General features: G+C 67.3%; 22 protein-coding genes. 9 read left to right on the forward strand and 13 right to left on the reverse strand.

Going from position 1 to position 26,097, the window contains the following annotated elements; genetic code table 11:
* Window positions 1-113: 113 nt before the first annotated feature.
* The gene (gene aceE / locus AC5P6H_RS13260; protein ID WP_053494867.1) at window positions 114-2,801 is read right to left on the reverse strand and encodes a pyruvate dehydrogenase (acetyl-transferring), homodimeric type; all 2,688 of its coding nucleotides are present in this window, start codon (window positions 2,799-2,801) and stop codon (window positions 114-116) included.
* A gap of 544 nt (window positions 2,802-3,345) precedes the next feature.
* Here aceE and AC5P6H_RS13265 point away from each other — a divergent pair.
* Together AC5P6H_RS13265 and AC5P6H_RS13270 are read left to right on the forward strand one after the other, a co-directional pair.
* Complete coding sequence (locus AC5P6H_RS13265; protein WP_495202741.1) at window positions 3,346-3,906, forward strand: PadR family transcriptional regulator; 561 nt, start codon at window positions 3,346-3,348, stop codon at window positions 3,904-3,906.
* A gap of 60 nt (window positions 3,907-3,966) precedes the next feature.
* Window positions 3,967-4,764 carry a siderophore-interacting protein gene (locus AC5P6H_RS13270; RefSeq protein WP_495202742.1) on the forward strand — a complete coding sequence of 266 codons (798 nt, stop codon included), beginning with the start codon at window positions 3,967-3,969 and terminating at the stop codon, window positions 4,762-4,764.
* Between the two features lie 161 nt (window positions 4,765-4,925).
* Here the strand turns inward: AC5P6H_RS13270 and AC5P6H_RS13275 are convergent, their stop codons facing one another.
* Window positions 4,926-5,759: a hypothetical protein gene (locus AC5P6H_RS13275; RefSeq protein WP_495202743.1), complete on the reverse strand. Its 834-nt coding sequence runs from the start codon at window positions 5,757-5,759 to the stop codon at window positions 4,926-4,928.
* Between the two features lie 208 nt (window positions 5,760-5,967).
* On the opposite strand from AC5P6H_RS13275, the gene AC5P6H_RS13280 reads away from it, so the two are divergent.
* Window positions 5,968-6,369, forward strand: a complete 402-nt coding sequence (locus AC5P6H_RS13280; RefSeq protein WP_075076856.1) for a hypothetical protein — start codon at window positions 5,968-5,970, stop codon at window positions 6,367-6,369.
* 157 nt (window positions 6,370-6,526) lie between these two features.
* On the opposite strand, the gene AC5P6H_RS13285 is transcribed toward AC5P6H_RS13280, so the two are convergent.
* Both AC5P6H_RS13285 and AC5P6H_RS13290 read right to left on the reverse strand, forming a co-directional pair.
* The gene (locus AC5P6H_RS13285) at window positions 6,527-7,234 is read right to left on the reverse strand and encodes a YceI family protein (RefSeq protein ID WP_005415047.1); all 708 of its coding nucleotides are present in this window, start codon (window positions 7,232-7,234) and stop codon (window positions 6,527-6,529) included.
* A gap of 86 nt (window positions 7,235-7,320) precedes the next feature.
* Entirely contained in the window at window positions 7,321-7,911 is a 591-nt protein-coding gene (locus AC5P6H_RS13290; protein WP_005415046.1) for a malonic semialdehyde reductase, read from the reverse strand.
* 126 nt (window positions 7,912-8,037) lie between these two features.
* Between AC5P6H_RS13290 and AC5P6H_RS13295 the strand changes: the two genes are divergently transcribed.
* The 5 genes from AC5P6H_RS13295 (at window position 8,038) to AC5P6H_RS13315 (ending at window position 11,759) form a co-directional block, all read left to right on the forward strand.
* Window positions 8,038-8,997, forward strand: coding sequence for a mitochondrial fission ELM1 family protein (locus AC5P6H_RS13295; protein WP_495202744.1), 960 nt, complete (start codon window positions 8,038-8,040; stop codon window positions 8,995-8,997).
* Window positions 8,998-9,201: 204 nt separating this feature from the next.
* Window positions 9,202-10,053: a DUF2145 domain-containing protein gene (locus AC5P6H_RS13300; protein ID WP_197602877.1), complete on the forward strand. Its 852-nt coding sequence runs from the start codon at window positions 9,202-9,204 to the stop codon at window positions 10,051-10,053.
* Window positions 10,054-10,072: 19 nt separating this feature from the next.
* Complete coding sequence (locus tag AC5P6H_RS13305) at window positions 10,073-10,576, forward strand: hypothetical protein (RefSeq protein WP_014645729.1); 504 nt, start codon at window positions 10,073-10,075, stop codon at window positions 10,574-10,576.
* A gap of 31 nt (window positions 10,577-10,607) precedes the next feature.
* Window positions 10,608-11,123 carry a hypothetical protein gene (locus AC5P6H_RS13310; RefSeq protein ID WP_014645728.1) on the forward strand — a complete coding sequence of 172 codons (516 nt, stop codon included), beginning with the start codon at window positions 10,608-10,610 and terminating at the stop codon, window positions 11,121-11,123.
* Window positions 11,124-11,198: 75 nt separating this feature from the next.
* Window positions 11,199-11,759 carry a queuosine precursor transporter gene (locus tag AC5P6H_RS13315; protein ID WP_495202745.1) on the forward strand — a complete coding sequence of 187 codons (561 nt, stop codon included), beginning with the start codon at window positions 11,199-11,201 and terminating at the stop codon, window positions 11,757-11,759.
* A 207-nt stretch (window positions 11,760-11,966) separates the two neighbouring features.
* Here the strand turns inward: AC5P6H_RS13315 and glnE are convergent, their stop codons facing one another.
* On the reverse strand, window positions 11,967-14,762 hold the full coding sequence (glnE, locus tag AC5P6H_RS13320) for a bifunctional [glutamate--ammonia ligase]-adenylyl-L-tyrosine phosphorylase/[glutamate--ammonia-ligase] adenylyltransferase (RefSeq protein ID WP_495202746.1): 2,796 nt from the start codon (window positions 14,760-14,762) through the stop codon (window positions 11,967-11,969).
* Window positions 14,763-15,148: 386 nt separating this feature from the next.
* On the opposite strand from glnE, the gene scpC reads away from it, so the two are divergent.
* Window positions 15,149-16,663: a succinyl-CoA:acetate CoA-transferase ScpC gene (gene scpC, locus AC5P6H_RS13325; RefSeq protein ID WP_032960979.1), complete on the forward strand. Its 1,515-nt coding sequence runs from the start codon at window positions 15,149-15,151 to the stop codon at window positions 16,661-16,663.
* A 75-nt stretch (window positions 16,664-16,738) separates the two neighbouring features.
* Here the strand turns inward: scpC and hglS are convergent, their stop codons facing one another.
* From hglS to AC5P6H_RS13365, 8 genes are all read right to left on the reverse strand, one after another.
* The gene (gene hglS / locus AC5P6H_RS13330; RefSeq protein WP_197606666.1) at window positions 16,739-18,103 is read right to left on the reverse strand and encodes a 2-oxoadipate dioxygenase/decarboxylase HglS; all 1,365 of its coding nucleotides are present in this window, start codon (window positions 18,101-18,103) and stop codon (window positions 16,739-16,741) included.
* A gap of 160 nt (window positions 18,104-18,263) precedes the next feature.
* Window positions 18,264-18,752, reverse strand: coding sequence for a hypothetical protein (locus tag AC5P6H_RS13335; protein ID WP_495202747.1), 489 nt, complete (start codon window positions 18,750-18,752; stop codon window positions 18,264-18,266).
* A gap of 31 nt (window positions 18,753-18,783) precedes the next feature.
* A complete protein-coding gene (locus tag AC5P6H_RS13340) occupies window positions 18,784-19,536 on the reverse strand; it encodes an HAD family hydrolase (RefSeq protein ID WP_049397778.1) in 753 nt (250 codons plus the stop codon).
* A 95-nt stretch (window positions 19,537-19,631) separates the two neighbouring features.
* Entirely contained in the window at window positions 19,632-20,042 is a 411-nt protein-coding gene (locus AC5P6H_RS13345; protein ID WP_014035758.1) for an EF-hand domain-containing protein, read from the reverse strand.
* A gap of 232 nt (window positions 20,043-20,274) precedes the next feature.
* Complete coding sequence (locus AC5P6H_RS13350; protein WP_046428249.1) at window positions 20,275-20,646, reverse strand: hypothetical protein; 372 nt, start codon at window positions 20,644-20,646, stop codon at window positions 20,275-20,277.
* A gap of 209 nt (window positions 20,647-20,855) precedes the next feature.
* Window positions 20,856-21,569 carry a M15 family metallopeptidase gene (locus tag AC5P6H_RS13355; RefSeq protein ID WP_049441432.1) on the reverse strand — a complete coding sequence of 238 codons (714 nt, stop codon included), beginning with the start codon at window positions 21,567-21,569 and terminating at the stop codon, window positions 20,856-20,858.
* A complete protein-coding gene (locus AC5P6H_RS13360; protein ID WP_495202748.1) occupies window positions 21,502-23,088 on the reverse strand; it encodes a serine hydrolase in 1,587 nt (528 codons plus the stop codon). The genes AC5P6H_RS13355 and AC5P6H_RS13360 overlap by 68 nt, the downstream gene beginning before the upstream one ends.
* Window positions 23,076-26,075, reverse strand: a complete 3,000-nt coding sequence (locus AC5P6H_RS13365; RefSeq protein WP_164166856.1) for a TonB-dependent receptor — start codon at window positions 26,073-26,075, stop codon at window positions 23,076-23,078. The genes AC5P6H_RS13360 and AC5P6H_RS13365 overlap by 13 nt, the downstream gene beginning before the upstream one ends.
* Between the last annotated feature and the right edge of the window lie 22 nt (window positions 26,076-26,097).

A 26,097-nucleotide genomic window follows, 5' to 3' on the forward strand; every position in this document is an offset into this window, starting at 1 on the left:
CTCTTATTATTCAGCGCCTGACAGCACACTCGAAGCAGAAGTACGTATCGCACTATCAACTAAAAGAATGGCGACCTAGGGTCGCCATTCACTAATGTCCTCAAGAATTCGAATCAAACCCCAACAGGATTAGCCTTCTCCGGATCAATCTTGTACTGCTTGATCGCCCGGGCCACATCCTTCGCGGTCATCTTCCCTTCCTTCGCCAGCGCCGCAATCGCGGCATGGGCGATGTAGTACCGGTCAACCTCAAAGAACCGGCGCAGGTTCGCACGCGTATCCGAGCGACCAAACCCATCCGTACCCAGCACCGTGTAGCTCATCGGCACGAACGCGCGGATCTGGTCCGCATACGCACGCACGTAGTCGGTGGCGGCAATCGCCGGGCCCTGGCGGCCTTCCAGCAGCTCGGTCACGTAGGCCTTGCGCTGCTCACCTTCCGGATGCAGGCGGTTGGCACGTTCCACGTCGAAACCATCGCGACGCAGTTCGTTGAAGCTCGGGCAGCTCCAGATATCGGCGGTCACGCCGAAGTCCTTGTCCAGCAGCTCGGCCGCGGCAATGGCTTCGCGCAGGATGGTGCCCGAGCCCAGCAGCTGCACGCGCAGCTCGCCCTTCTTCGGCTTGCCGGCGTCGGTCAGCAGGTACATGCCCTTGACGATGCCTTCGGCCGCACCTTCCGGCATTTCCGGGTGGGTGTAGTTCTCGTTCATCAGGGTGACGTAGTAATACTCGTCCACCTGGTCTTCCATCATGCGCTTGGTGCCGTGCTGCAGGATCACCGTCACTTCGAAGCCGAAGGTCGGGTCGTAGCTGCGCACGTTCGGGATGCCACCGGCCACCAGATGGCTGAAGCCATCTTCGTGCTGCAGGCCTTCACCGTTCAGCGTGGTGCGGCCGGCGGTGCCACCCAGCAGGAAGCCGCGGGTACGCATGTCGGCAGCCTGCCAGGCGATGTCGCCCACGCGCTGGAAGCCGAACATCGAGTAGTAGATGTAGAACGGCAGCATCGGCACGTTGCTGACCGAGTAGCTGGTACCGGCGGCCATCCACGAGCTGATCGCACCCGGCTCGCTGATGCCCTGCTGCAGCACCTGCCCGCTCTGGTCTTCGCGGTAGAACATCAGCTGGTCGGCGTCGACCGGCTTGTACTTCTGGCCGAACGGCGCGTAGATGCCGATCTGGCGGAACAGGCCTTCCATACCGAAGGTACGGGCTTCGTCGGCCACGATCGGCACGATGTGCGGGCCCAGTTCCTTGTCGCGCAGGGTGATGTTCAGGCTCTGCACGAACGCCATGGTGGTGGAGTAGCTGCGCTCGCCGCTGCTCTTCAGCAGGCGTTCGTACGCTTCCAGCTTCGGCGCCACGAAGGTCTTGTCGGCCTTGCGGCGGCGCTGCGGCAGGTAACCGCCCAGCGCGGCACGGCGTTCCTGCAGGTACTGCACTTCCGGCGAATCCGCGCCCGGGTGGTAGAACGGCACCTGGCCGTCGGCCAGCTGCGCGTCGGTCACCGGAATGTTGAAGCGGTCGCGGAAGTGGCGCACCGCTTCGTCGTCCAGCTTCTTGGTCTGGTGGGTCGGGTTCAGTGCCTCACCGGCGCTGCCCATGCCGTAACCCTTCACGGTCTTGGCCAGGATGACGGTCGGCATGCCCTTGGTGTTCACGGCCTGGTGGTAGGCGGCGTACACCTTGTGCGGGTCGTGGCCACCACGGTTCAGGCGCCAGATGTCGTCGTCGGAAAGACCGGCGACCATCGCAGCGGTTTCCGGGTACTTGCCGAAGAAATGCTCGCGGGTATACGCGCCGCCGAAGGCCTTGCAGTTCTGGTATTCGCCGTCGACGGTTTCCATCATCAGCTTCTTCAGGACGCCGTTGGTGTCCTTGGCCAGCAGGGCATCCCAGTAGCCGCCCCACAGCAGCTTGATCACGTTCCAGCCGCCGCCACGGAACACGCCTTCCAGTTCCTGGATGATCTTGCCGTTGCCGCGCACCGGGCCGTCCAGGCGCTGCAGGTTGCAGTTCACCACGAAGATCAGGTTGTCCAGGCCTTCACGGCCGGCCAGGGCGATGGCACCCAGGGTTTCCGGCTCGTCGCTCTCGCCGTCGCCGATGAAGCACCACACCTTGCGGTCGGACTTCTCGATCAGGCCACGGTTTTCCAGGTAGCGCATGAACTGCGCCTGGTAGATGGCGGCCAGCGGGCCCAGGCCCATCGACACGGTCGGGGTCTGCCAGTAGTCCGGCATCAGCCACGGGTGCGGGTACGAGGACAGGCCACCGCCGTCCACTTCCATGCGGAACTTGTCCAGCTGCTCTTCGCTGATGCGGCCTTCCAGGAAGGAACGCGCGTAGATGCCCGGGGCGCTGTGGCCCTGGATGAACAGCAGGTCGCCCGGGTGGTTCTCGCTCGGGGCGCGCCAGAAGTGGTTGAAGCCCACGTCGTACAGGGTGGCGCCGGAGGCGAACGAGGCGATGTGGCCGCCCAGGTCACCCGGCTTGCGGTTGGCGCGCACCACGGTGGCCATCGCGTTCCAGCGGATGATCGAACGGATGCGCCATTCCAGCTCGGCGTTGCCCGGGCTCTTGGCCTCGAACTGCGGTTCGATGGTGTTGACGTATTCGGTGGTGGGAGAGAACGGCAGGTAGGCGCCCGAACGACGGGTCAGTTCCACCATGCCTTCCAGCAGCTGATGCGCGCGCTCGGAGCCCTCGACATCAATAACGGCCTTCAACGACTCGATCCACTCCTGGGTTTCCACAGGATTCGGGTCGTTGTTCAGCACCTCGTTCAACCAGTTCATTAGCGCTCCCATAACCGCACGCACGCGCGCGACTGTTGTATAGATTTCTAGACCGCAAAGTGTAGCGCACCAAGGGCTTTCGTCACTTGGCTACGCAGGCGTATGGATGCAACCGGCCAGTGTCCGCAAGGGGCTTGCCGGGCCCGCTGATGGCCCTGCGGCAGGCCTTGGCGGCTGCGTGGGCTGTCGCTTGCGGGCCGCTGCGCCCATGTGCAGGACGCAGTGTTACCGCTGCCGATGACGGTTGTAGGGCAACTCCGGCACCGCTGCAGGGGCGGTTCGGGCAACGGTACTGAACCGGCGACAACATGTCGCACCTGCCTCTGGATCGGTGCCGGCATCGGGTCCAGCGTGGGCTGCGAGTGAGGGGCCTGGCGGCCCTGCTCCCTTCCACGGTTCGCCGGGGCGCCCTGCAAGGGGCGCCCCTTTTGCTGTGCACGCGGCCGCCCGTGGCCCAAAACGGACCTGCTTGTGGCCGGATCGATGATTGCCGGCTTCGATATATCGATATATCGTTTGCACACTCGTTTAACGATATATCGAAATGAGCCGAAGCCCCTCTCCCAGAGCCCGTTCCACCGATCCGGATGTGCCGCGCCGCAACGGCCAGCCGCGCGTGCTGAGCCGCGGCGACCTGCGCCTGCTGGTGCTGGCCCTGATCGGCGAGCAGCCGCGCCATGGCTACGAGCTGATGCAGCTGATCAGCAACCAGTTCATGCAGGCCTATACGCCCAGCGCCGGCACCATGTACCCGCTGCTGGCCAGCTTCGAGCAGGCCGGCTGGATCGAGGCCGAGGAAGTGGATGGGAAGCGGATCTTCCGCATCACCGCTGCCGGCGAGTTCGAGCTGAAGGTGCAGCGCACCCAGGTGCGTCTGGCGCAACGTCGAGCCTTCGACCGTGCCCGCGAGATCACCAAGGCCTCGCTGCCGCCGCCGCTGGCCACTGCCCTGCGCGAGTTCAAGCGGGCGCTGGTGCATCACCACGGCCGTTGGGCCGAGGGCGAGGCGGAAGAAGTGGCGGCGCTGCTGACGCGGGCCTCGGCCCTGCTCAACGGTACCGCCGGTAGCGAGAGCCCACCGTTTTCAACGACCCAGCCAGACTGAATCCAGCCAGGTCCTCCCCTACGCCGCGCGCCCCCGCGCGACACCTTTACAGGTATCCCCATGACCGAACACAACAACACGCGCCTGCGCCTGGATGTGCGCTTCCGTGAACTGACCGTGCTGCGCACCGAAGAAGTCACCCCGCACATGCGCCGCGTGGTGCTGGGTGGCGACGATCTGGCCGGCTTCGATTCGCCCGGTGCCGACGACCACATAAAGCTGTTCTTCCCCAACAGCAGCGGCGAGATGGTGCTGCCGGTGCTGACCGCCGAAGGCCGCAGCTACCCGGACGGCAAGGCGCCCTCGCCGTCGCGCGACTACACCCCGCGCGCGTGGGACCATGAAGCCGGCGAGCTGGCCATCGACTTCGTGCTGCACGACCAGGGCGTCGCCGGGCCGTGGGCCGAGCGCGCGCAGCCGGGCGATACGCTGGTGATCGGCGGCCCGCGCGGCTCGTTCGTGGTGGCCGACACCTACGATGCCTACGTGCTGATCGGCGATGAAACCGCGCTGCCGGCCATCGCCCGCTGGCTGGACGTGCTGCCGGACGCTGCCGAGGTGCAGGCCTTCATCGAAGTGCGCGACGAGGCCGAACGCCAGGACCTGCCGCAGTACGAGAACGTGCGCATCCACTGGCTGGAGCGCAACGGCTTCCCGGCGGCCGGCAGCACGCTGCTGGAAGACATGCTGACCGACTTCGAGGCACCTGACGGCGATGTCTTCTATTGGATCGCCACCGAATCGCGCCGCGCGCGGATGATGCGCAAGTTCATCGAAGGCCACCTGGGCGTGCCGCGCGACTGGATCCGCTCGACCGGCTACTGGAAGGCCCACCCGGACGAAACCGACGGCGATTGACCGGCTCGGGGTCAGATCCCTTTTCCTGTGGAAAAGGGATCTGACCCCATGCACCAGAACCTGCCTGGCGGGTGCGGACCGTTGGTCCGCACGCCCTTGACTGTGTAGAGCCGAGCCCACGCTCGGCTGCTCTCCGCTCGGCCACCGATGGACCCATCGCGCTACCCGCGATGAGCCGAGCATGGGCTCGGCTCTACAGGAGGGACCGCGACCGGCGGCACGACCCCCTCCCGCACCCACCCGAACCGCTTCGCGGCCCAGATCTCCAGCGCAACCAGCAGCGCGATGACCAGCAGCGGCAGCAGCAGCCCGAAGTACACGCCGGGCATCATGCCGTTGATCTGCGCCTTCACCAGCCGCAGCACGCCACGGGTGTGCAGCAGCTCATCCACATGCATGGTCAGCGCCTCACGCACCACCTTGGGTTCCAGCCCGACCGTGCCGGCCTTGTCCACCAGCGTGTCTTCCACCATGCCGCGCAGCAGGCCTTCGCGCACCTTGCCGATCACCCAGCCGGTGCCGCGTGCCAACGGGCCATTGCCAAGACGATCAAGGCCGGGCAACGGATGTTCGCTGAGGTAGGCAGAGGCAATGGTGTCGGCCACATCGCCCACCGTGCCCTGGCTGCGCAACGCCTCGCGCATGCGCGGGTCGTCCAGCGAGTCGGTGAAGCCTTCGCTCCAGCCTTCCACCAGGGTCTGCAGGTGCGGCTGGAAATGATCGAGCTGCTTGAACAGCGCGCGGTGCGCACCGGCGGTGAAGCCCAGCTGCAGCCCGAAGATGGCCGTGGCCAGCGGCAGCAGCACCACGTAGCTGGCCAGCAGCCAGTGATGCCAGCGCTTGCGCCGCTGCAACCAACCCCGGCGGTGCAGCCAGCGCCAGCCGAGGATGCCCAGCACCAGGCCAAGCAACGTGCCGAGCACGCTGCCGCCCAGCAGATCGAGCACGCTCAGGCCCGACCAGAATTCGTTCAACCAGTACTGCGCGTCCTGCATGGGTCTTCCTTCCGTGGGTGATACAACAGCCATTGTAGAGCCGAGCCCACGCTCGGCTGCTCTCCGCTCCGCCATCGGAAAACCCTCGCGCTGCGCGCGATGAGCCGAGCGTGGGCTCGGCTCTACACGGATTCCGACACCCGGTTCAACGCATCAGCCGCCAGGCAATGCGACAATCGCGCTCCTTTCCTGCAGCAACGAGGCCCACATGGCCAAACTGACCTTGGCCAGCGTGGATGCGCTGCGTACCCGCTTTGCCGATGACGCCGCCTGCGATGCGGCGCTGGCCGCGTTCGCCGACACCGCCGTACTGCGCGCGCCGCTGCGCGAGCTGGTGGCGGCACAGCACCGCTACCTGCAGGCCGAATTCGAAGTGGCCCAGGTGGCCGATGTATTGCGCCGCGACCAGAAGTACGCGCCGGTGGGCCGGCCGTCGGTGCACATCGTGCAGCTGCGCAAGCAGCAGGCCGCGACCAAGCAGGCGGCGCTGATCGCACGCCAGGTGGTGGCGCAGGCCGCGCAGACGTTCGTGCGGGTGAGCGGGCTGGCGGTGAAGGCCAAGCAGAGCCCGAGCGAAGCATGTGGGGCGTGGCTGGGCGCGTTGCGCTGAGGGCGCGTACCCGGTAGTGGCCAACCTTGGTTGGCCTGCGGAGTGCCCATGTGCCAACCAAGGTTGGCATCTACCAACGCGCGTTCCCCCGCACCCAAAAAGAAGGCCCGCTTTTCAGCGGGCCTTCTGCCTTCTCACGACGAGTGAGCGGGGTGCATCAAGCGGCCGGCTTTTCGCCGGTGGCTTCGGTGGTGATGCGGATCTTCACTTCATCGCTGACATTCGGAGCATACGCGCCGACGCCGAAATCGCTGCGCTTCAGGGTGGTGGTGGCATCGAAGCCGGCGGCCGGAACCTTGGCCATCGGGTGCTCGCCGCCGCCGTTGACGGTGACGTCCAGGGTGACCGGCTTGGTGATGCCCTTGATGGTCAGGTCGCCGGTAACAGTCAGCTTGTTGGTGCCGGCCGCTTCCACCTTGGTGCTCTTGAAGGTGGCATCGGCGAACTTGGCGGCGTCGAAGAAGTCGGCGCTCTTCAGGTGCTCGTCGAACTTGGCGGTGAAGCTGTTCAGGCCGCTCAGCGGCAGCTTCACTTCCACGGTGGACTTGGTCACGTCTTCGGCGTTGTACACCAGGGTGCCTTCGACGTTGCCGAAGTGCGCGCTCGGGTTGGAGAAGCCGAAGTGGCTCCACTGCGCCAGCACGTCGGTGTGGCTCGGGTCCAGCTTGTAGGTGCCCGAGGCGATCTTGATCGCTTCGGCAGCCGGCGCAGCAGCGGCGGCATCGGCGGCCGGGGTGGCGGCCTGCTCGGTGGTGGCCGGGGCGGCGGCATCGGCGGCCGGGGCAGCGGTGTCGGCCGGCTTGGAGCAGGCGGCGATGGCCAGGGTCAGGGCCAGCGGCAGCAGCAGTTTACGGGTGGCGCTCATCTGAGGAACTCTCCGGATCGTAGGGTGGGTACACGGTGCAGCAAGAGCCCGCCGCACGACGGCGGGCCCGAAACCGATACAGCGACTTACGCGATGCGCGCCGCTTCGTCGAACGACAGGCGCGGCAGGCGCGGGAACAGGCCCGCCGGATCACCGTAACCCAGGTTGACCAGGAAATTCGACTTGATGGAGGTGCCGGCGAAGAAGGCTTCGTCGACCTTGGCCGGGTCGAAGCCGGACATCGGGCCGGCATCCAGGCCCAGCGCGCGCGCGGCCAGGATCAGGTAGGCGCCCTGCAGGCTGCCGTTGCGGATGGCGGCTTCATGGCGGCCTTCCTGCGGGCCGTCGAACCAGGCCTTGGCATCGGTGTGCGGGAACAGGTACGGCAGCTTCTCGTGGAAGTCCAGGTCGAAACCGATGATGACGGTGACCGGCGCCGCCATGGTCTTGGCCAGGTTGCCTTCGGACAGCGCCGGGGCCAGCTTGTCCTTGGCTTCCTTCGAGGTGACGAAGACGAAGCGGGCCGGCGTGGTGTTGGCCGCGGTGGGACCCCACTTCACCAGGTCGTACAGTTCCTTCAGCAGGCTCTCGGGGACCGGCTTGTCGAGGAAGGCGTTCTGGGTGCGGGCCGTGCGGAACAGCTGATCGAGGGCGGCGGCGTCGAGCGCGTGGGACATCGGTGGATCTCCAGGGCGGCGAAAGGAAGTCAGTGCCCGCGGGCGGCGCGGGGCGAATCGACGAGCCGCAGTGTAGAGTGTCGCGACTGTTGCAACACCCAGCAGGACTGAAACGAATTAATGCCAATGGTGAAACGATCGAGCGCGCCCTGGACGGTCACTGACGGCCGCGCGGGCAATGTCCGCCAGGCGGTCGCGCTGGCCTCGGCATTGCGCCAGGGCACCCACCGACCGCTGCTGCTGCAACCGCGCGCGCCCTGGCGCTGGCTGGCGCCGCGGCGCCTGCCCGGCGATGTGAACGGCTACGGCGAGGCCTTCGCGACGCTGGCTGCCGACGCCCCGGCGTTGGCGATCGGCTGTGGCCGCCAGGCCGCTGGCGCCCTGCGCGTGCTGCGCGCACGCGGCAGCCAGGTGGTGCAGATCCTCGACCCGCGCATCGGCGCGCGCCACTGGGATGTGGTGGTGGTGCCCGAACACGACGCCCTGCGCGGCAGCAACGTGCTGACCCTGCTCGGCAGCCTCAACCCGGTGGACGATGACTGGCTGGCCTGGGGCCGCGCTGCGTTCGCCGGCTTCAGCACCCTGCCCGGCCCGCGCACCGCACTGCTGGTCGGTGGGCCGACGCCACTGGCACCGTGGGATGAGACGGCGATGGTCGGTGTATTCCAGGCGCTGGCCGACCAGATCCGCAGCGAAGGCGGCAGCCTGCTGGCGACCACCTCGCGACGCACGCCGCCGGCCTTGGCCGAGATCCTGCGCGCGAAGTTCGCCGACCTGCCGCACGTGATCTGGGGCGATGGTGGCGACGGCACCAATCCCTATGGCGGCCTGCTCGGCTGGGCCAACCGCGTGGTGGTCTCGCCCGATTCGGTGAACCTGCTCTCGGAGGCGTGCGCCACGCGCATGCCGGTGATGGTGGCGCTGGCCGACACAGCGCAGGGCCGCCTGGCGCGCTTCCAGCAGCAGCTGCGCGAACGCGGGCGGTTGCAGGCGCACTGGCTGGACTGGCAGTACGACCGCATCGAGCCGCTGCGCGAAACCGCGCGGGTGGCGGCGGAAGTGAAACAGCGCCTGGCATCACGGTAGTGCCGGCCGCTGGCCGGCAACGCTGTACCTGACATCACGGTAGTGCCGGCCGCTGGCCGCCAACGCTGCACGCATTGCCAAACCCTGCCGTTGCCGGCCAGCGGCCGGCACTACCCGATTGCGCGGCGCAAGGGCGTGGATCGCCCGCTGCGCTGAGCAGCGTATGATCGGCGCGCGGGCCTGCCCGCCGTTGAAGGTACCGACATGGATCGTTTTTCCCGCCTGCCCCGCGCCGCGCTGCTGATCGCCAGCCTGCTGGCGACCGCACCGGCCTGGGCCAACAGCACCGCCTGCCGCGAGCGCTACCCCAGTGTGGCATCGCAGGCGGCGATGCTGGACGTGGCCTGGACCACCGCCGAACGCCTGGACGCGCTGCCCGATGTGGACGTGGTGGTCGCCGCGCGCGGTGGCCAGGACCTGAGCCGCTATGGATTGCGCCACAGCCACCTGGCCTTCCTGCTGCGCGAGGACGACGGCCGCTGGCGCGCGATGCACCTGCTCAACCGCTGCAAGACCGACAGCTCGCAGCTGTACCACGAGGGCCTCGGCAACTTCGTCGGCGAGAGCGGCGGCCATACCGACCTGCGCATCGGCGTGCCGTCGGCCCCCTTGCGTGCCGCACTGCGCGCGATGCTGGTGCCGCCCTCGATCCAGCCCAAGGCGCTGCACGAAACCAAGTACAACGTGGTCGCCTACCCGTTCGCCACCGACTATCAGAACTCCAACCAGTGGGTGCTGGAGGTGCTGGCGGCGGCGATGGCGCAGGCCGAAGGCGCGCCGGCCATCGTCAAGCGCGAACAGGCACAGCAGTGGCTGCGCCAGCAGAAGTACCAGCCCAGCGTGCTGCACATCGGCCTCGGCAAGCGCGTGGGTGCGCGCCTGTTCGTGGCCAACGCCACCACCACCGACCATCCGGCCGGCGAACGCATCTCCGGCAACTATTCGGTGGTGACGGTGGAATCGGTGTTCGACTTCCTGCACCAGCGCAGCCAGCTGCAGCAGGAACTGGTGATCCCCCATGTGCCGGTGGCCGGTGCCACCGCCGCCTCGCCCTGAATCCCGCAAGGAGAACGACATGCGTCTGCTGCACAACTCCCTGGTATCGATGCTGATCGTCACCGCGCTGGCCTGGTCATCGGCCGCCCATGCCGAACGCCGCATCGTGATCATCCATGACCCGGGCCCGCAGGGACCGAGCCTGGAAATGTCCACGCAGATGGTGGCCTCGGCCCGCGCCGCCGCGGCGAAGGAAGCCCAGGATGCCGCCGATGCCGGCCAGCCGCTGGCCCGCCCGCAGCAGATCAAGCTGCCGCAGATGGAGGTGAGCGCGATTGCCACTACCGTCGACGGCCGCCGCGAAGTGCTGCTGCGCGATGCCAACGATCCGCAGAACACCGCGTCGATGCAGTACCCGCGCGGCGTTGGCGACCCGGCCGTGCAGTTCACCGTGGGCCAGACCGTGAACTTCGAGCCGACGGGCAATGACCAGGGCTGGCAGTTGAAGGACAACCAGGGCCGTGCGCTGGAATACCTGCCCGAGGCTACCGGCCCGCGCGACATCTTCGATACCCGGCGCTGAGCTGCCGCCCCACGCTGACCAGGAGGTCTCCATGTTCCGTTGCCTGCGCGTTCCCACCACTGCATTGCTGCTCTCAGCGCTGCTGGTGCCCACCGTCCATGCCGGCGCCGCGCCGCAGTTGAACAGCAGCGAGGCCAGCGTGATCGTGACCTCGTTCGTGGTGCTGTCGCTGCCGATGGCGGCCTCGATGGGCCTGTCCGAACTGTCCAAGGCGCCGTTCAAGGCCAGCGAACGCAATGCCAGGGCGACCCGCACCAAGGCGGTGCCGCTGCCGCCGATGGAAGTGAAGAAGGTGGAGACCACGCCCACGGGCGAACGCCAGGTGCAGTTGCAGGTACCGGACAAGGCCGACCACACCGCCACCCTGCGCTGGCCGGTGCAGCCGCCGGGCGAGAACCCGACTGCAGCCTTCGTGGTCGGGCAACGGGTGCATTTCGACCCCACCGAGGCCGGTGCCGGCTGGAACGTGAAGAGCGCGCAGGGCCAGACCCTGGCCTATGTGCCGACGGCCTATGCCGCCGGTGATGTGATGAGTGAAGCGCTGTAAAGCTGAACGACCGGTTTTGGCTTTGCCGCAGGCCGGGCGGATAATGGGCGATCCCCTTTGTCCCCTTGGCTCGCCATGTCCGTGCGTCCTGCCCCTCTGTTTGCCCCGCTGACCCCGCGCGCCCTGGTGCTGGCGGTACTGGCCATGGGTGCAGTGGTGCTGCTGTCCAACGTGCTGGTGCAGTACCCGATCAACGACTGGCTGACCTGGGGCGCCTTCAGCTATCCGGTCGCGTTCCTGGTCAGCAACCTGATCAACCGCCGCTTCGGCCCGGGCCCGGCGCGCCGCGTGGCGTGGATCGGTTTCGCGGTGGCGGTGCTGCTGTCGATCTGGGTGGCCACCCCGCGCATCGCCATTGCCTCGTGCTCGGCGTTCATCGTGGCCCAGCTGCTGGACATCACCGTGTTCGACCGCCTGCGCCGCGGCAGCTGGTGGCGCGCACCGATGGTGGCCACCACCTGCAGCGCGACGGTGGATACCACCCTTTTCTGGTCGATCGCGTTTACCGGTTCCACCTTGCCGTGGGTGAGCTGGGCCGCCGGCGACCTGGCAGTGAAGCTGGCGATCGGTGTCTGCCTGCTGGCCCCGTTCCGCGCGTTGTTGTGGAAGATGGCGCCGTTGCGCGCCACCAGCTGACCGCCATTGATCCGGTGGGTGCCGACCGTTGGTCGACACGCCCTGCAGAACTCATCGCTGCCGACAGATTGTGCCGACCAACGGTCGGCACCTACCAGGAGCGGGCATCGCAGGGCCATTGATCCGGTAGTCGCCAACCTTGGTTGGCGCTTGGCATTCATGCCAACCAAGGTTGGCTACCAACTGCAGTCCTCCGCCATCCGGCACTCAGGCGAACGGCAGCTCTGCCGCTCTGCACGCCGCCGTAATCGCTGCACACGCCTCTTCAATCGCCGGCGTGGTCGGGGCCAGCCGCGGGCGGCGGTCCAGCGTGCAGGCCAGGCCCACGTCCAACAGCGTGGCGTGCGCGCCATGCAGCGCCTGCGCGGTGGCATCGGGCAGGAAGCCCGCAACCGCCAACGCATCGATCAACGACGGCGTATCGCGCGGCTGCAGCAACGCCACGTGCCGCGCACTGCGCGCAAGCACACCGGTCTGCAGCAGGAATTCCAGGTCCACCACGCCGCCCGCACCCTGCTTCAGGTCCAGCCGTGCGGCGTCGCTGCGGTCCAGTTCGGTGCGCATGCGCCCACGCATCTTCAGCACGTCGGCATACAGCACACCCATGTCGCGCTCACGCCCCAGCGTCTGTGCACGCACCTGCTCGAAATCGGCCAGCAGGCTGGCATCGCCGGCCACGCCACGCGCGCGCACCAGCGCCTGGTGTTCCCAGGTCCACGCACGTTCGCGCTGGTACTCGGTGTAGCTGGCCAGCGAAGACACCAGCGACCCCTTGCCGCCATCCGGGCGCAGGCGCACGTCGATGTCGTACAGGCGGCCGGCGGCGGTGACCGCACCGAGCAGCGCCATCACCTTCTGCGCCAGCCGCGCATACCAGCGCCCCGGCTCCAGCGGACGCGCGCCGTCGCTGGCCTCCACGCCGGCCGGGTTGTCGTGCAGGAATACCAGGTCCAGGTCGGAACCGAAGCCCAGTTCAAGCCCGCCGAGGCTGCCGTAGCCGATGATCGCGAAACGTCCACCGGGAATCGCGCCGTGCGCGGCGCGCATGTCCGCCTCGGCCATCGCCAGCACGGTGACCACCACCGCCTGCGCCAGTTCGGCCAGTTGCCGCGTGCTGTCCACCGCGCCCTGGCGGCCGTCCAGCGTGGCCATCGCCATGCGGAAACTGAGCGCCAGCCGCGTCTCGTTGAGCCAGCGCAGTGCCGATTCGGGATCTTCCACCGCCAGCACCTGCTGGCACTCGGCCAGCATGCCGGCCGCATCGGGCATCGGTCCGGACACGCGCACGTCCAGCAGTTCGTCCAGCAACAGCGGGTACGCGGCGAGCCGCTCGGCCAGCAGCGCGCTGCGCGCCAGCACATCGACCAGACGCGCCAACGCGCTCGGTTGTTCGTCCAGCAGCGCCAGATAGCTGGTCCGGCGCAGCACCGCCTGCAGCAGGCCGAGCACGCGCTTGAGCGCGGCATCGGGCTGCGGCGAACGCGTGGCCGCATGCAGCAACGCGGGCAGTACGCGATCCAGCCGCGCACGCGCCGCATCGGACAATGACTTCACGCCGGTGCCCTGGGCGAAATCGCGCAGCGACTGGTCTGCGCCATTGGCATCGAGGAAACCGGCTTCGGCCAGCAACGGCGCGTTGCTGCCCTCGGGCAGGCTGCGCCAGTAGTTGGCCAGCGCGTCGGGCGCGGCCTGGCCCTTGCGCGGGGCCAGCAGCGCGGCGAATTCGGTGCTGACCCGCTGCTGCTGTTCGGCCAGTGCCGCGCGCAGTACCTCCCAATCCGGGTAGCCGAGGCCGATGGCGATGCGCGCGCGGTCCAGCGCGTCGCTGGGCAGCACGTGGGTCTGCGCGTCGCGCAGCATCTGCAGGCGGTTCTCCAACCGGCGCAGGAACAGGTAGGCCTCGCGCAGCGCAGCGCCATCGTCGGGCGCAATCTGTCCGGCGGACACCAGCGCGTCCAGTGCCACCAGCAGGCGGCGCTCGCGCAGCGCGGGCTCGCGGCCACCGCGGATCAGCTGCAGCGCCTGGCACAGGAACTCGATTTCGCGGATGCCACCGGCGCCGCGCTTGATGTCTTCGTGCAGCTCGCGGCGCGCGACTTCGGCGGTGATCGCCGCCTTCATCTCACGCAGGCCGTCGAGCGCGGTGAAATCCAGGTAGCGGCGGTATACGAATGGGCGCAGGGTCTGCAACCACGCTTCGCCGGCGTCGATATCGCCGGCCACCGCGCGCGCCTTCAGCCACGCATAGCGCTCCCAGTCGCGGCCTTCGCGCTGGAAGTACTGATCCATCGCCGCGAACGACAGCGCGACGCGACCGGCGCTGCCGAACGGGCGCAGGCGCAGGTCGACGCGGTGGCTGAAGCCATCGACCGTGGTTTCGTCCAGCAGCTTGGCCAGGCGCTGGCCGAGGCGGGCGAAATATTCCTCGGCGGCCAGCGCGCGCGGACCGTCGGATTCGCCGCCCTGCGGGTACGCATAGACCAGGTCGATATCGGAACTGAAGTTGAGCTCGCCACCGCCGAGCTTGCCCAGGCCGAATACCACCAGCTGTTGGGGGACGCCTGCGCCATCACGGACCACGCCGTGCCGCTGTGCGAATTCCTGCTGCAGGGCGTCCAGCGCCAGCCGCAGGCAATCCTCGGCCAGGGTGGTGGCACCAGCCAGGGTCTGCGCCACGTCATCCAGCCCGGCCAGGTCACGCCAGATCAGCCGCGTGGACATCGCGGTGCGCCAGCGCCGCAGCTGTGCCGGCCAGTCGCTGGGTTGCAGCGGATCGAGCACCGGCGCCGGGATCGGCGGGCAGCCGGGCGCGGCCAGCTGCGCCAGCAGCGCCGGTTGCCGCACCAGGGTGTCCAGCGCGAAGTCGCTGGCCACCGCCAGCCGGGTCAGCAGCGGCAGCAGCTCGGCCGGAACGGGCTCGGGCAGGACCTGGGCCAGGCGCGCCAGGGCGCGGTCGACAAGGGGCTGCAGGGTGGCGGGCAGGTCAGCGGTGGCGAGGGTCATGCGCTGATTCTCGCGGGGTCGGATCCCTTTGCCAACGGCGAAGGGCTCTGACCCCGAGGTGCCGCCGGTTGATGCCGCTGCTGGGGTCAGAGCCTTTTGCCCTTGGCAAAAGGATCCGACCCCGAAGGGGTGCCGCGCATTCATTCTGGGCGGCAGGCAATAAAAAAGCCCGCTTGCAGCGAACTGCCAGCGGGCTCTGCTCCCTCCCCCACGTCGGGATGCAGGGCCATCGTGCGGGCTGTGAAAGCACTTTGCACGCTGCACTGCAAAACAAAACCGGTGGGTATGGGTGACCCCGGTGGGGAAAAGCCATTCCACGAAGGTAGAACCCCCCGTACGGATGAGGATGGCCGATAATCGGGTTTCCCCCCAGAAACACTGTCGTCATGTCTGTTGATCGCATCGCCAACGCGCGTCTTCGTGACCGCGTGGTCTCCGCCGAGGCCGCAGCCGCGCTGATCCAGCCCGGTGAAACCGTGGCCATGAGCGGCTTTACCGGCTCCGGGTATCCCAAGGCCGTTCCCGTGGAACTGGCCCGCCGCATCGAAGCGGTGCACGCCCAGGGCCAGCCCTTCCAGATCAAGCTGATGACCGGCGCCTCCACCGCGCCGGAACTCGATGGCGCGCTTGCCAAGGCCGATGGCATCGCCATGCGCATGCCGTTCCAGAGCGATCCGGATGCGCGCAACCGCATCAACGAGGGCAAGCTGGATTACATCGACATCCACCTCAGCCACGTCGCCCAGCACGTGTGGTTCGGCTTCTACGGCGAGATCGATACCGCCGTGATCGAAGTCTCGGCCATCCGCGAAGATGGCTCGCTGGTGCCCTCCACCTCGGTCGGCAACAACAAGACCTGGCTGGACCTGGCCAAGAAGGTGATCGTCGAGGTCAACGAATGGCAGCCGGCCGGCGTCGACGGCATGCACGACATCTACTACGGCACCGCGCTGCCACCGCACCGCAAGCCGATTCCGCTGGTGAACGCCAACGACCGCATCGGCGACACCGCGCTGCGCTGCGACCCGGACAAGATCGTGGCCGTGGTGCGCACCAACGGCCCGGACCGCAACAGCCCGTTCAGTCCGATCGATGCGACCAGCGAACAGATCGCCTCGCACCTGATCGAGTTCCTCAAGCACGAGGTGAAGAAGGGCCGCCTGCCGCCGAACCTGCTGCCGCTGCAGTCGGGCGTGGGCAACATCCCCAACGCCGTGCTGGCCGGCCTGGCCAGGAGCGGTTTCCGCGACCTGGCCGCGTTCACCGAAGTGATCCAGGACGGCATGCTCGACCTGCTGCGCGATGGCGTGCTGAGCTACGCCTCGTGTACCGGCTTCGCGCTGAGCCCGCAGGCCAACGAGACGTTCAAGGAGAACATCGATTTCTACCGCGAGCGCATCATCATGCGCACGCAGGAGATCTCCAACCATCCGGAACTGGTGCGCCGCCTGGGCTGCATCGGCATGAACGGCATGATCGAGGTGGACATCTACGGCAACGTCAACTCGACGCACGTGATGGGCACGCGGATCATGAACGGCATTGGCGGTTCGGGTGACTTCGCCCGCAACGGTTTCCTGTCGGCGTTCCTGAGCCCGTCCACTGCCAAGAACGGCACCATCTCGGCGATCGTGCCGATGGCCAGCCATGTCGACCACACCGAGCACGACGTGTCGGTGATCGTCACCGAACAGGGCCTGGCCGACCTGCGTGGCCTGACCCCGCGCAAGCGCGCGCAGGTGCTGATCGACAACTGCGCGCACCCGGATTTCCGCCCGCAGCTGCAGGATTACTTCGACCGTGCCAGCCGCGAAAGCTACGGCAAGCACACCCCGCACCTGTTGCCCGAAGCACTGTCGTGGCACCAGCGCTGGCTGGATACGGGCACGATGAAGGGCTGACCCCAGGTCCGGACATCGGGTAGAGCCGGCCGCTGGCCGGCTTCCCCTACAGCCGGCCAGCGCCCGGCTCTACCTTCACGCGGTGCGCAGCGCCGCCAGCGACTCAGCCTGCAGCCGCTCGTAGATCTCGAACTCGTCATTCACCGCCACGCCCAGCGCCTGCTCGAAAGCCTCGCGGTTGGCGTGCGCGGCATACGCGCGCTGTTCTTCGCCGCCCAGGTTCGACTGGAAGATGCCCGCGGCACTGACCGGCAGGAAATCCTCGTAGACGATCGGATCGGCCGTGGCCAGGCCGGCGGCCACCAGCACTTCGGCAGGCAGATCGGCCACGCGTTCCGGCGCGGCGCGGCCGGCGTCGGTCAGCTGGTAGCGGTAGTAGCCCAATCCTTCCTGGCGCAGCGTGTCATGGTCATCCGGGAAGCTGGCGAACACCGCCTGCAGGCGCTGCCCGTAGTCGCCACCGGTACTGCCTTCGCCACCGGCATCGCGTGCCTGCGACAGCAGCTGGTCGTACAGCGCGCGGCCCTTCGGGGTGAGCGCAAGGCCGCGTTGTTCGATCTCGCCGAAGCGCGCGGTATGGGTGCCGGCATCGCCACCGTCCGCATCCGGGAAATGCACGGCCTCTTCCAGCGCCTTGAAGCTGGTCTGGCGCAGCAGGATCGGGCAGGCGCGGCGCGGCGGCCCTTCGATCACCGCCTTGGCCGCCATGCCGTGCTCGATCATTGCCGCCTGCGCTGCGTCGATGTCCAGCGTGCGCGGGGTCAGGTGGTTGATGTGCGGGCCACGGAAACTGACCACGTCGGCCACCAGGCGGTGCGCATTGTGCAGCGCGTGGTAGGTCGGCAGATCGACCGTGGCATCGCCGTGCCAGCGGAAGGTTTCCAGTGCTTCGTGGACGAAGCGCTCGGCATCGGCCTGCGACAGGCCACCGTCACGCTCGGCCTGGTCGATCAGCGCCAGTGCGCCGTCGGTGAAGATGCGGCGGCGTGCCAGGATCTTCGCCGACTCGGCACGCAGGGTTTCGTCTTCGATCAGCTCCAGGCGCAGCAGCGAGGTGAACACGCGGAACGGATTCTGCGCCAGCGCGGCGCCGGTCAGCGGGCGGAACGCGGTGGAGTGCACCGGCACGCCGGCTACCGACAGGTCGTAGTAGCCGACCGGGTACATGCCCATCACCGCGAACAGGCGGCGCAGCGTCGCCAGCTCCTGCGCGGTGCCGACGCGGATCGCGCCATGGCGCTCTTCGTCCAGGCGCGCACGCTCGTCGTTGCGCTGCAGCTGCGCGGCCAGTGCCGGGTCCTGGGCAAGCACCTGCGCGTTGATCCGCTCCACCAGTTCCACCAGCGTGCCGTACAGCGGCACTTCGGTGCGGTACATGCGGGACATGGCCTGCGCGAACAGGCGGCGGATCACATCAGGCGAAACGAAAGAGGCGCTCATCAGTCACTCGATTACGGGAACGGGGAACAGCTCGGACCCGTATTGTCGCCGGAGCGCGCGGCGGCGGCGATACGCAGAGCAACATGGCCGGGTAGTGCCGGCCGCTGGCCGGCAACCTCCTGATGCCTGTAACGGTGCAGTTGCCGGCCAACGGCCGGCACTACCGCTTCAACTGCCGCTTCAGGGTGGCATCCAGGGTGATCGGCCGGTCCCAGTGCTGGTAGCTGGCCACGATGGCATGCCGCACAGCGCGGTAATGCAGGTTGTCCGGCTTGGCCGGCATGCGCTTCACCACCGCTTCCCAGCCGCCCTCCGGGTCCTGGCTGAAGGCGCGCACGCTGTCGCGGCAGGTCTGGCCGCTGGCCTTGGCCCAGAAGCAGGCGAAATAGATATCCCCGGCCTGCCAGCCATGGGTGGTGAACAGCGCATTGATGTAGCCGCGGGGGACATCGGCGTAGCGCGACACTTCATCGAGGAAGGCATCGGGGTAGCGTTCGGCGTAATGGTTGATGTCCTGCAACTGGGCATCGATCCAGCGGTCACCGGTTGCCACCTCATACGCAGCCGAACGCTCGGCGGTCTGCTGGGCCAGCACGGTGGCCGGCGCCAGCAGCAGGAACAACAACAGCGCGCGCAGTCGAACGTTCATGCCACGATTCTGCCGCACCTGCCGGGCCCTGTCAGGCCGCCGCAGCGGCCTTGGCCTCGATCGCCGCCAGTGCGGCCGGCCAGTCGTGGGCGGTATCGGCGGTGACCATGCGCGGTTCGTCGTCGGCCACGCCGTGCTGGGTCTCATGGGCCCAGGTCACCGCGTACGGGGTATGCACGCCCCAGCCACCCAGGGTCACCACCGGCTCGATGTCCGAGCGCAGCGAGTTGCCGACCATCACGAAGCGCTGCATCGGCAGGTCGAATTCGGCCAGCACGCGGGCGTAGGTCTCCGGGTCCTTCTCGGAAACGATCTCGATGCGCGGGAACAGCTCGGCCAGGTTGGCGACCTTGATCTTCGCTTCCTGGTGGAACAGATCGCCCTTGGTGATCAGCACCACCGGGTAGTGCTCGGCGATGGCCGCCACCGCTTCGCGCACACCGTCGATCAGTTCCACCGGGTGGCGCAGGGTATCGTGGCCGATATCCAGAATGCGCTGGATGTCCTTGGCCTCGATGCGCTGGCCGGTGATGTCGATGGCCGCTTCGATCATCGACAGGGTCATGCTCTTCACGCCGTAGCCGAAGGTGCCCAGGTGGCGCTGCTGAACTTCCAGCAGGTGGCGCGCGGTCTGGGTGTCGTGCACGTCGACATAGCGCGACAGCAGGTCAAGGTAATCCTGCTCGGCCTTGCGGTAGTAGTCCTCGCTCTTCCACAGCGTGTCGTCACCGTCAAAACCGACCAGGCCGATGGCGCGCGACGGCGCAGGCGTGGACGTGTTCATCGGCCAAGGATACAGGGGTGGCGATGACGAGAAAAACCCGGGCGGCCGCAGCCGCCCGGGTCCCCATGCACCGGTCTTCCCGAATCAGGTCTGGATCAGCGGCCCTGCGCCGCGCCGGCACCCGCACCGGCCTGCTGCGCGGCCACGTAGGCCTTGTACTCGTCGGCGCTCAGCTCGCCGTCCTTGTTGGTATCGGCCTGGTCGAACACCTGGGCCAGGCCGGCGTTCACCTGCGCCTCGGTCTTGCTGATGGTGCCGTTGCCATCGGTATCGATGCTGGCCCAGGTCTGGCCACCACCGTTGGCCTGCGCCGAGGCCGCTGCGGCCGCATCGGTCGCCTGGTCAGCCGCCTGCCCGGCCTGTGCTGCCGCCTGCTGGGCCTGCGCCGCTTCATTCTGCGCATGTGCGGCCTGCTGCTTGGCCGACTGGGCCATCGCCGGAATGGCCAGCACGCTGCCAGCGGCGACGATCAGGGCGATCAGGGGCTTGCGGTTGCGAATAGTCATCAGGGGTGTCTCCTGCATATTGGGTGGTGTTGCGCGGCCTGTTGTTTCCGCACGGCACCTACCCTGCCACCGCGTTTCTGAATCGATTTTGGGCCGCGACCGGCCTCCACACGCACGATTAACCACTCGCATCCACGCATGCTTTAGCGCGCTGGTTAGCGAGGAGTGAGCGGCTCATAAGATGCGCATTCAACGCCTCTGCATTTAACCGGCAGGCAACGAAAAACCTGCGTCAGTCGACGGTTTTTTCCAATGACCGCGAACTGAACAACACCCATCCCAAGGCGACACCGGCGAGCGCGCCGGCGATTTCCAGCACGACACGGCTGCCGAGCTCGTTCGGATCGTGGATGGTGGCCAGGAACAGGCGCGCGTACAGCGGCGACTCCAGTCGCACGATGCCCATGTAGAACAGCTTCCACGCATCGATGCCAGCGGAGGCCACCACCGAGATGACGCAGGACCAGCCGATCGCATGTCCCACCGACCAGTGCAGCAGCCGGCACAGCCGCGACCACACGAAGTACACCAGCAGCCCGACCAGCAGGGCGATGGCGCCGGCTTCCAGGGTGCCGAGCAGGCCGAAGTGCAGGGGAAGGTTCATCGGGTGGGCTGGGATGAGAAGGCGGCCAGTGTAAGGGATCTGCGCCGGACCCAATCGGCAGCCACAGTGGATCCACGCCATGCGTGGATGAATCTCCATCCAAATCGAATATCTCGACGATTGAACAAGGAGCAGCCGAGCATGGGCTCGGCTCTACAACGGACCACGCGGGAAACTGTCAGAGGCGGGGCGCAGCCCTGCCGATGCCCCTACCGTACCGGGACGTCGTACGCGGTGCCGGGATCCGGTTCGGGCTGCAGGGTGTAGTGCCACCACTCCTGCGGATAGTTGACGAAGCCCCGCCGCGCCATCGCGCGCACCAGCTGCTGGCGATTGGCCTGTTGCGCATCGCTCAATCCGCTTGCCTGCGTATGCGCGCGTGGACCGAAGAAATCGAAGTCGGTGGCCATGTCCAGCGGCGTGCATGCACCGCTGCGGCAATCCAGCAGGCCCAGATCAACCGTGGCGCCACGACTATGGCCAGAGCGCTCGGCGATGTAGCCGTCGGCCAGCAACCGTGGTTTGTCCAGGTCCGGGTACTGCTGTGCCTTGCGCGAGCGCTCGCGCGGATCGTTCACCCAGGCCATGAAGGCCTGCACCGAACGCACCGGCCGGTAGCAGTCGTAGAGGCGCAGGCCGAAGCCATCGCCGCGCAGGTCCTGTTCCACCTGTGCCAGCGCCTTCGCCACCGGCGCCAGCAGATAACACGATGGCGCCTCGTAGCCGGGCACGCGCGCACCGGTGAAGTTGTTGGCACCGGCGTAGCGGATGTCCAGGTCGATGCGCGGCGACAACGTGCGGATCTCCACCAGTCCGGCGCTGGCCGCGTCGGCTGCCGGTGAAACGCGCGGTGGCTCAGCGGCGCGGGTGGTCGCCGCCAGCGCAGTCGCCAGTACGAGTGAAATGCAGGTCCTGGAAGTCATAGCTGAAGTCGATGTCCGGGTCGATGGCGCGCAGGTCCAGCGTCGGTGCCGGGGCTTCGCCTGGCTGCAACCACGCCTGCGCCTCGTCGCCCAGCGTATCCCAGCGCAGCAGCCAGCGCCCCTGCAGCTGCAGCACCGTGGCCTGCAGCCGGGGCGACTTGTCCACGCTGAAACGCAGGCCGTCCTTGCCCGGGCAGAGCGAGGCCGCGCCCAGCCACGGATCGCGGTAGCGGCCCTGCCAGCGGGACAGGTCCGTGCGGCTCGTCTCCTGCGCCGCCGCGGTGGATGGCCGCGAATGGCCGGTCGCGGCCCGCGTTGCCTGGTCAGCCTTCAGTTCGGCCAGGTAGTCCATCGCCGGACGCGCATCGTCCGCTGCGGTGAAGCGCTTCAGCGCGGCCTGCATCAGGGCCATGCGTGCGTCCTCGCCTTCGCCGTTGATCAGCATCACCACGCCCACCTTCCGGTCAGGCAGCAGCGCCAGCGATGAATACATGCCTGACAGCGTGCCGGTGTGCGCCACTTTCCACTGGCCGTCCATGTCGGACACGCGCCAGCCATAGCCGTAGCCGTAGAAGTGCGCGTTGTCCCAGCGCCGCTGGCGTTCACCCAGCGGCATCGGCATGTGCAGGGTCCACAGCGTGCGGCGCTGCTCCGTGTCCAGCCAGCCGGGCGCCAGGGTGGGATCGAGCAGCACCTGCATCCAGCGCGTCATGTCGCGCAACGAACAACGGATGCCGCCGGCCGCCATCGACGGCACGTCCGGGCTGGTTTCACCATCGGCGTTCACCACTTCATTGCGTTCGCCACGCCAGGCATGCGGCTGCGCTACGTTGCCAACGCGTTTCACCGACCACGCCCCCACCTGGCAGCGCGTCATGCCCAGTGGTTCGAACACCTGCTCGCGCATCAGCTGGTCATACGGCTTGCCGCCCGCCGCAGCGGCCACTTCACCGGCCACCACGTACATCAGGTTGTCGTAGGCATAGTGACTGCGGAAGCTGCTGACCGGCTTGAGATGCGCCAATGCGGCGATGATGTCGGCACGGGTGAACGCGTTCGGTTCCGGCCACAGCATCAGGTCCCCGGCGCCCAGGCCCAGGCCGCTGTTGTGGATCAGCAGGTCGCGCACCTGCATCTGCTGGCCCACCCACGCATCGTGCATGCGGAAGCCCGGCAGATGCCGCTGCACTGGATCATCCCAGCGCAGCCTGCCCTGCTGCACCAGCCGCGCCAGCAGTGCAGCAGTCATCGCCTTGCTGTTGGAGGCGATCTTGAACAACGTGTCCTCGTCGATGCGGCCGCCATCGCCACGCGCGCCCTCGGCGTGGCGATAGACCACCTGCCCGTTGTCGACCACCGCCATCGCCAGCCCGGGCAGGTGCTCGAGCTGGACGACGGCAGCGACATCGGCATCGAGGGAGGCGGTCGCGGTGGTCTGTGCCACCGCAACCGGGAACACCGCCAGCGCCGCCGCGCAGACGCAGTTTCGAGCCTGCCGTGCGGGCTTCAATAGGCCCATGTCACGGTCAACTGCGCATAGCGCGGTGACTGGAAGCCGGTGCCGTAGCGGTACAGCGGGTTCGGCGTGCCGATGCTGTCCTGCGGCTCGTAGTCCTGGTCCACGGTCACCACGCGCTGCTGGTTGAGCACGTTGTACACCGCCAGCTTCAGGCGCAGATCGGTGGGAATCGGCACCTTGTACGAGACGCTCACGTCCAGGTCATAGGTCCAGGGGGTGCGGCCATCGCCACCGCGTGGCGAATGCACGAACACGCGCTGGGACGGAACCGTCGCCTGGCAGTTGGACACGCACACGTAGTAGCTGTGGAAGTCGGTGTCGTCGAACGGATTGCCGGCGCCGAAGCGGGTAATCGGGCTGCCCGACTGCACGCCCAGCGTAGCCGCCACACTGAGGTTCTCGGTCAGCGCGTAGCTGCCACGGAACTTGAACTGGTGGCGGCGATCATTGGCCAGGTAGCCATAGCCCCCGTAGTTCACCCACGGATTGTCGAAGTTCTCGGTGCGACCGGCATCGGCGAAGTCGGTATCGGAGTTGACCGGGCCTTCTGCGTTGCCGCGACCGTATGCAAGGGTGTAGGAGGCGTTGAAGCCCCACTTGCCGTCCCACGCGCGGTCGACCTGCAGTTCCAGCGCTTTGTAGTCACGCTTGGGCTTCACCCAGCCGCGCTGGCCGACATAATTGCCGTTGTCGTCATACAGCGCCCAACCTTCCTTCGAGGTGTCGATGCTGATCCAGCCATCGTTGCGGCCGTCGCAGTCGGTGTCACCCCACACGGTGTTGGTGCGCCCCGGGTTGCCCATGATCCACACGCCGTCGATGGCACCACACTGGCCGGTCGCGGTGATGTTCATGTCATCGATGGCATTGTGCAGGCGCCGGTAGGTCACGCTGGCGCCTACCGACCAGGCCTCGTTGATCATCTGCTGGAAGCCCAGGATCGCTTCATCCTGGTAGACCGGGTCCATGTCCCGGTTCACTTCCGCGCGCAGGTCCGGCACGCTGCCGTCGCCCTGCGAGTTGTCCACTGGGCCGATCTGCGCGCCCAGGTTGGGGATGTTGTTGGCTGCGCCGGTGTAGCCGAGGAACTCGTACCAGGTGCGCTCGTCGAGGAATCCACCGGCCTGCTTGATGTTGATGACGTTGGCCACCGGCAGGAAGTATCGGCCCAGGTTGCCGAACACCTTGGTCGTGCCATCGCCGCGCACGTCCCAGGAGAAGCCCAGGCGCGGGGCCAGCATGTCGTCGATCTTGATGTAGCTGCTGCCGTCGCCGCCCTTGTTGTCGAAGGCTTCCAGGCGCAGGCCCATGTTCAGCAGCAGATTCGGCGTCACCTGCCAGTTGTCTTCCAGGTAGTAGGCCGAGTTGATCGTCTCGAAGGCCCCGTCCACTTCATAGCGACGGGTGCGCACGACCACGCCGCTGGCCGGCACCACGCCACCGTTCAGCGAGCTGCCGGGAGTGCGGTAGTAGATGTCGTAGCGGAAGCCGCCCGGGCCCGGATAGGCGCGGCTGTAATCGGAGGTGTTCTCTTCCCGATCCAGGCCGAACCGCAGCAGGTGGTTGCCCAACGTCCATTCGAAGTCCGCGCGCGCGGCCTTGCGCGTGTCCAGCGCCGACTCCAGCTGCGAGCTGCTGGTGCAGCTGCGGTCGCCCTGCAGCGACGGCGGCACGCCCTGGCCGGCCGTGCGGTTGTCGAACACGCGGTTGCAGTTCTGGTCCATCAACGAGCTCTGCACACGGTTGCGCTTGTTCTCGCCGTACATCAGCTTCATGGTCAGGTCGTTGTTGACCTGCCAGCTGTAGGTACCGGACCAGTTCTTGCCACCCACCGTGTTGTAGATCTGGTTGCTGCGCTCGCCCACGGTCTGCCCCGTGGCGTAGTCGTAAGCGTAGACGTCGGTGAGGGTCTTGCTCTTGTCCGAGAAGCCGAACAGCGACAGCATCTGGTTGTCGGTGATCTGCCAATCGATCTTGCCGCCCCAGAACGGATCATCGGCCTTGCCCTGGCTCAGGCGCGTGCCGGCATCATTGGTCGAGGTGGGACGGTAGTCGCGCGCCTCGTACATGCCGAAGAAGAACAGGCGGTCCTGCACCAGCGCACCGGAAGCGAACACATTCAGCGCGCTGCGGCTGTAGTCGTCGCGGCTGGCGGTGATGTAGCGGCTGCCGCTGCCGTCGTAGCGGTCGCGTGCCTGCGACTGCCACGCGCGCGGCTCGAACACCAGTTCGGCACCGGCCTTGAAATCGTTGCTGCCCGAGCGGGTCACCGCATTGATGACGCCGCCGGTGCTGCGCCCGAACTCCACCGAGTAGCCGCCCGTCTTGACCTGGAATTCCTGGTAGAACGAGAACGGCACCGACGAGAAGCCGACCCGGTTGTAGAAGTCGGTGACGTTCAGGCCATTGATGTAGACGGTGTTCTCGGCCACCGACGAACCGCCGAAGGAAATGCCCTGCCCGCCCAGCGACCCCTTGCCCTTCACCGCGCCCGGCGCGAGCAGCGCCACCGCGGTGATGTCACGGTCCACTGGCAGGCGCGACAGTTCCTCGCGGGTGATGTTGGTGGCCGACTCGGTGGACTTCACATCCACCATCGACACCACCTGCGGCGCCCGCACTTCGACCGTGCCCAAGGTACTGACCGCACCCAGCGGCACGTTCACCGTGGTCGCGCTGCCGAGACTGACCGTCACCTGGCCGACACGGCTGGCCCCTCCGCCGGGCAGGCTCACCTCCATCTCATAGGTGCCGACCGGCAGCAGCGGAATGCGGTAGCTGCCGTTGGCTTCGGCCTGCACGGAGCGCACGAAGCCCGTTGCCGGGTTGCGTACGGTCACCGTGGCACCGGCCGGTACCTGGCCGGCATCGCTGACCAGCCGGCCGACCACTGAACCATCCTGTGCGAATGCGCTGGGCGCGATCACGCCCAGACACGCCCCGAGAGCGACGCACAACGCCGCCCGCTTGATGCTGTAAGCCTTCATCCCCTGCTCTCTCCTGCAAGAA

This window comes from Stenotrophomonas sp. YJH_SMC_110 (assembly GCF_059369255.1).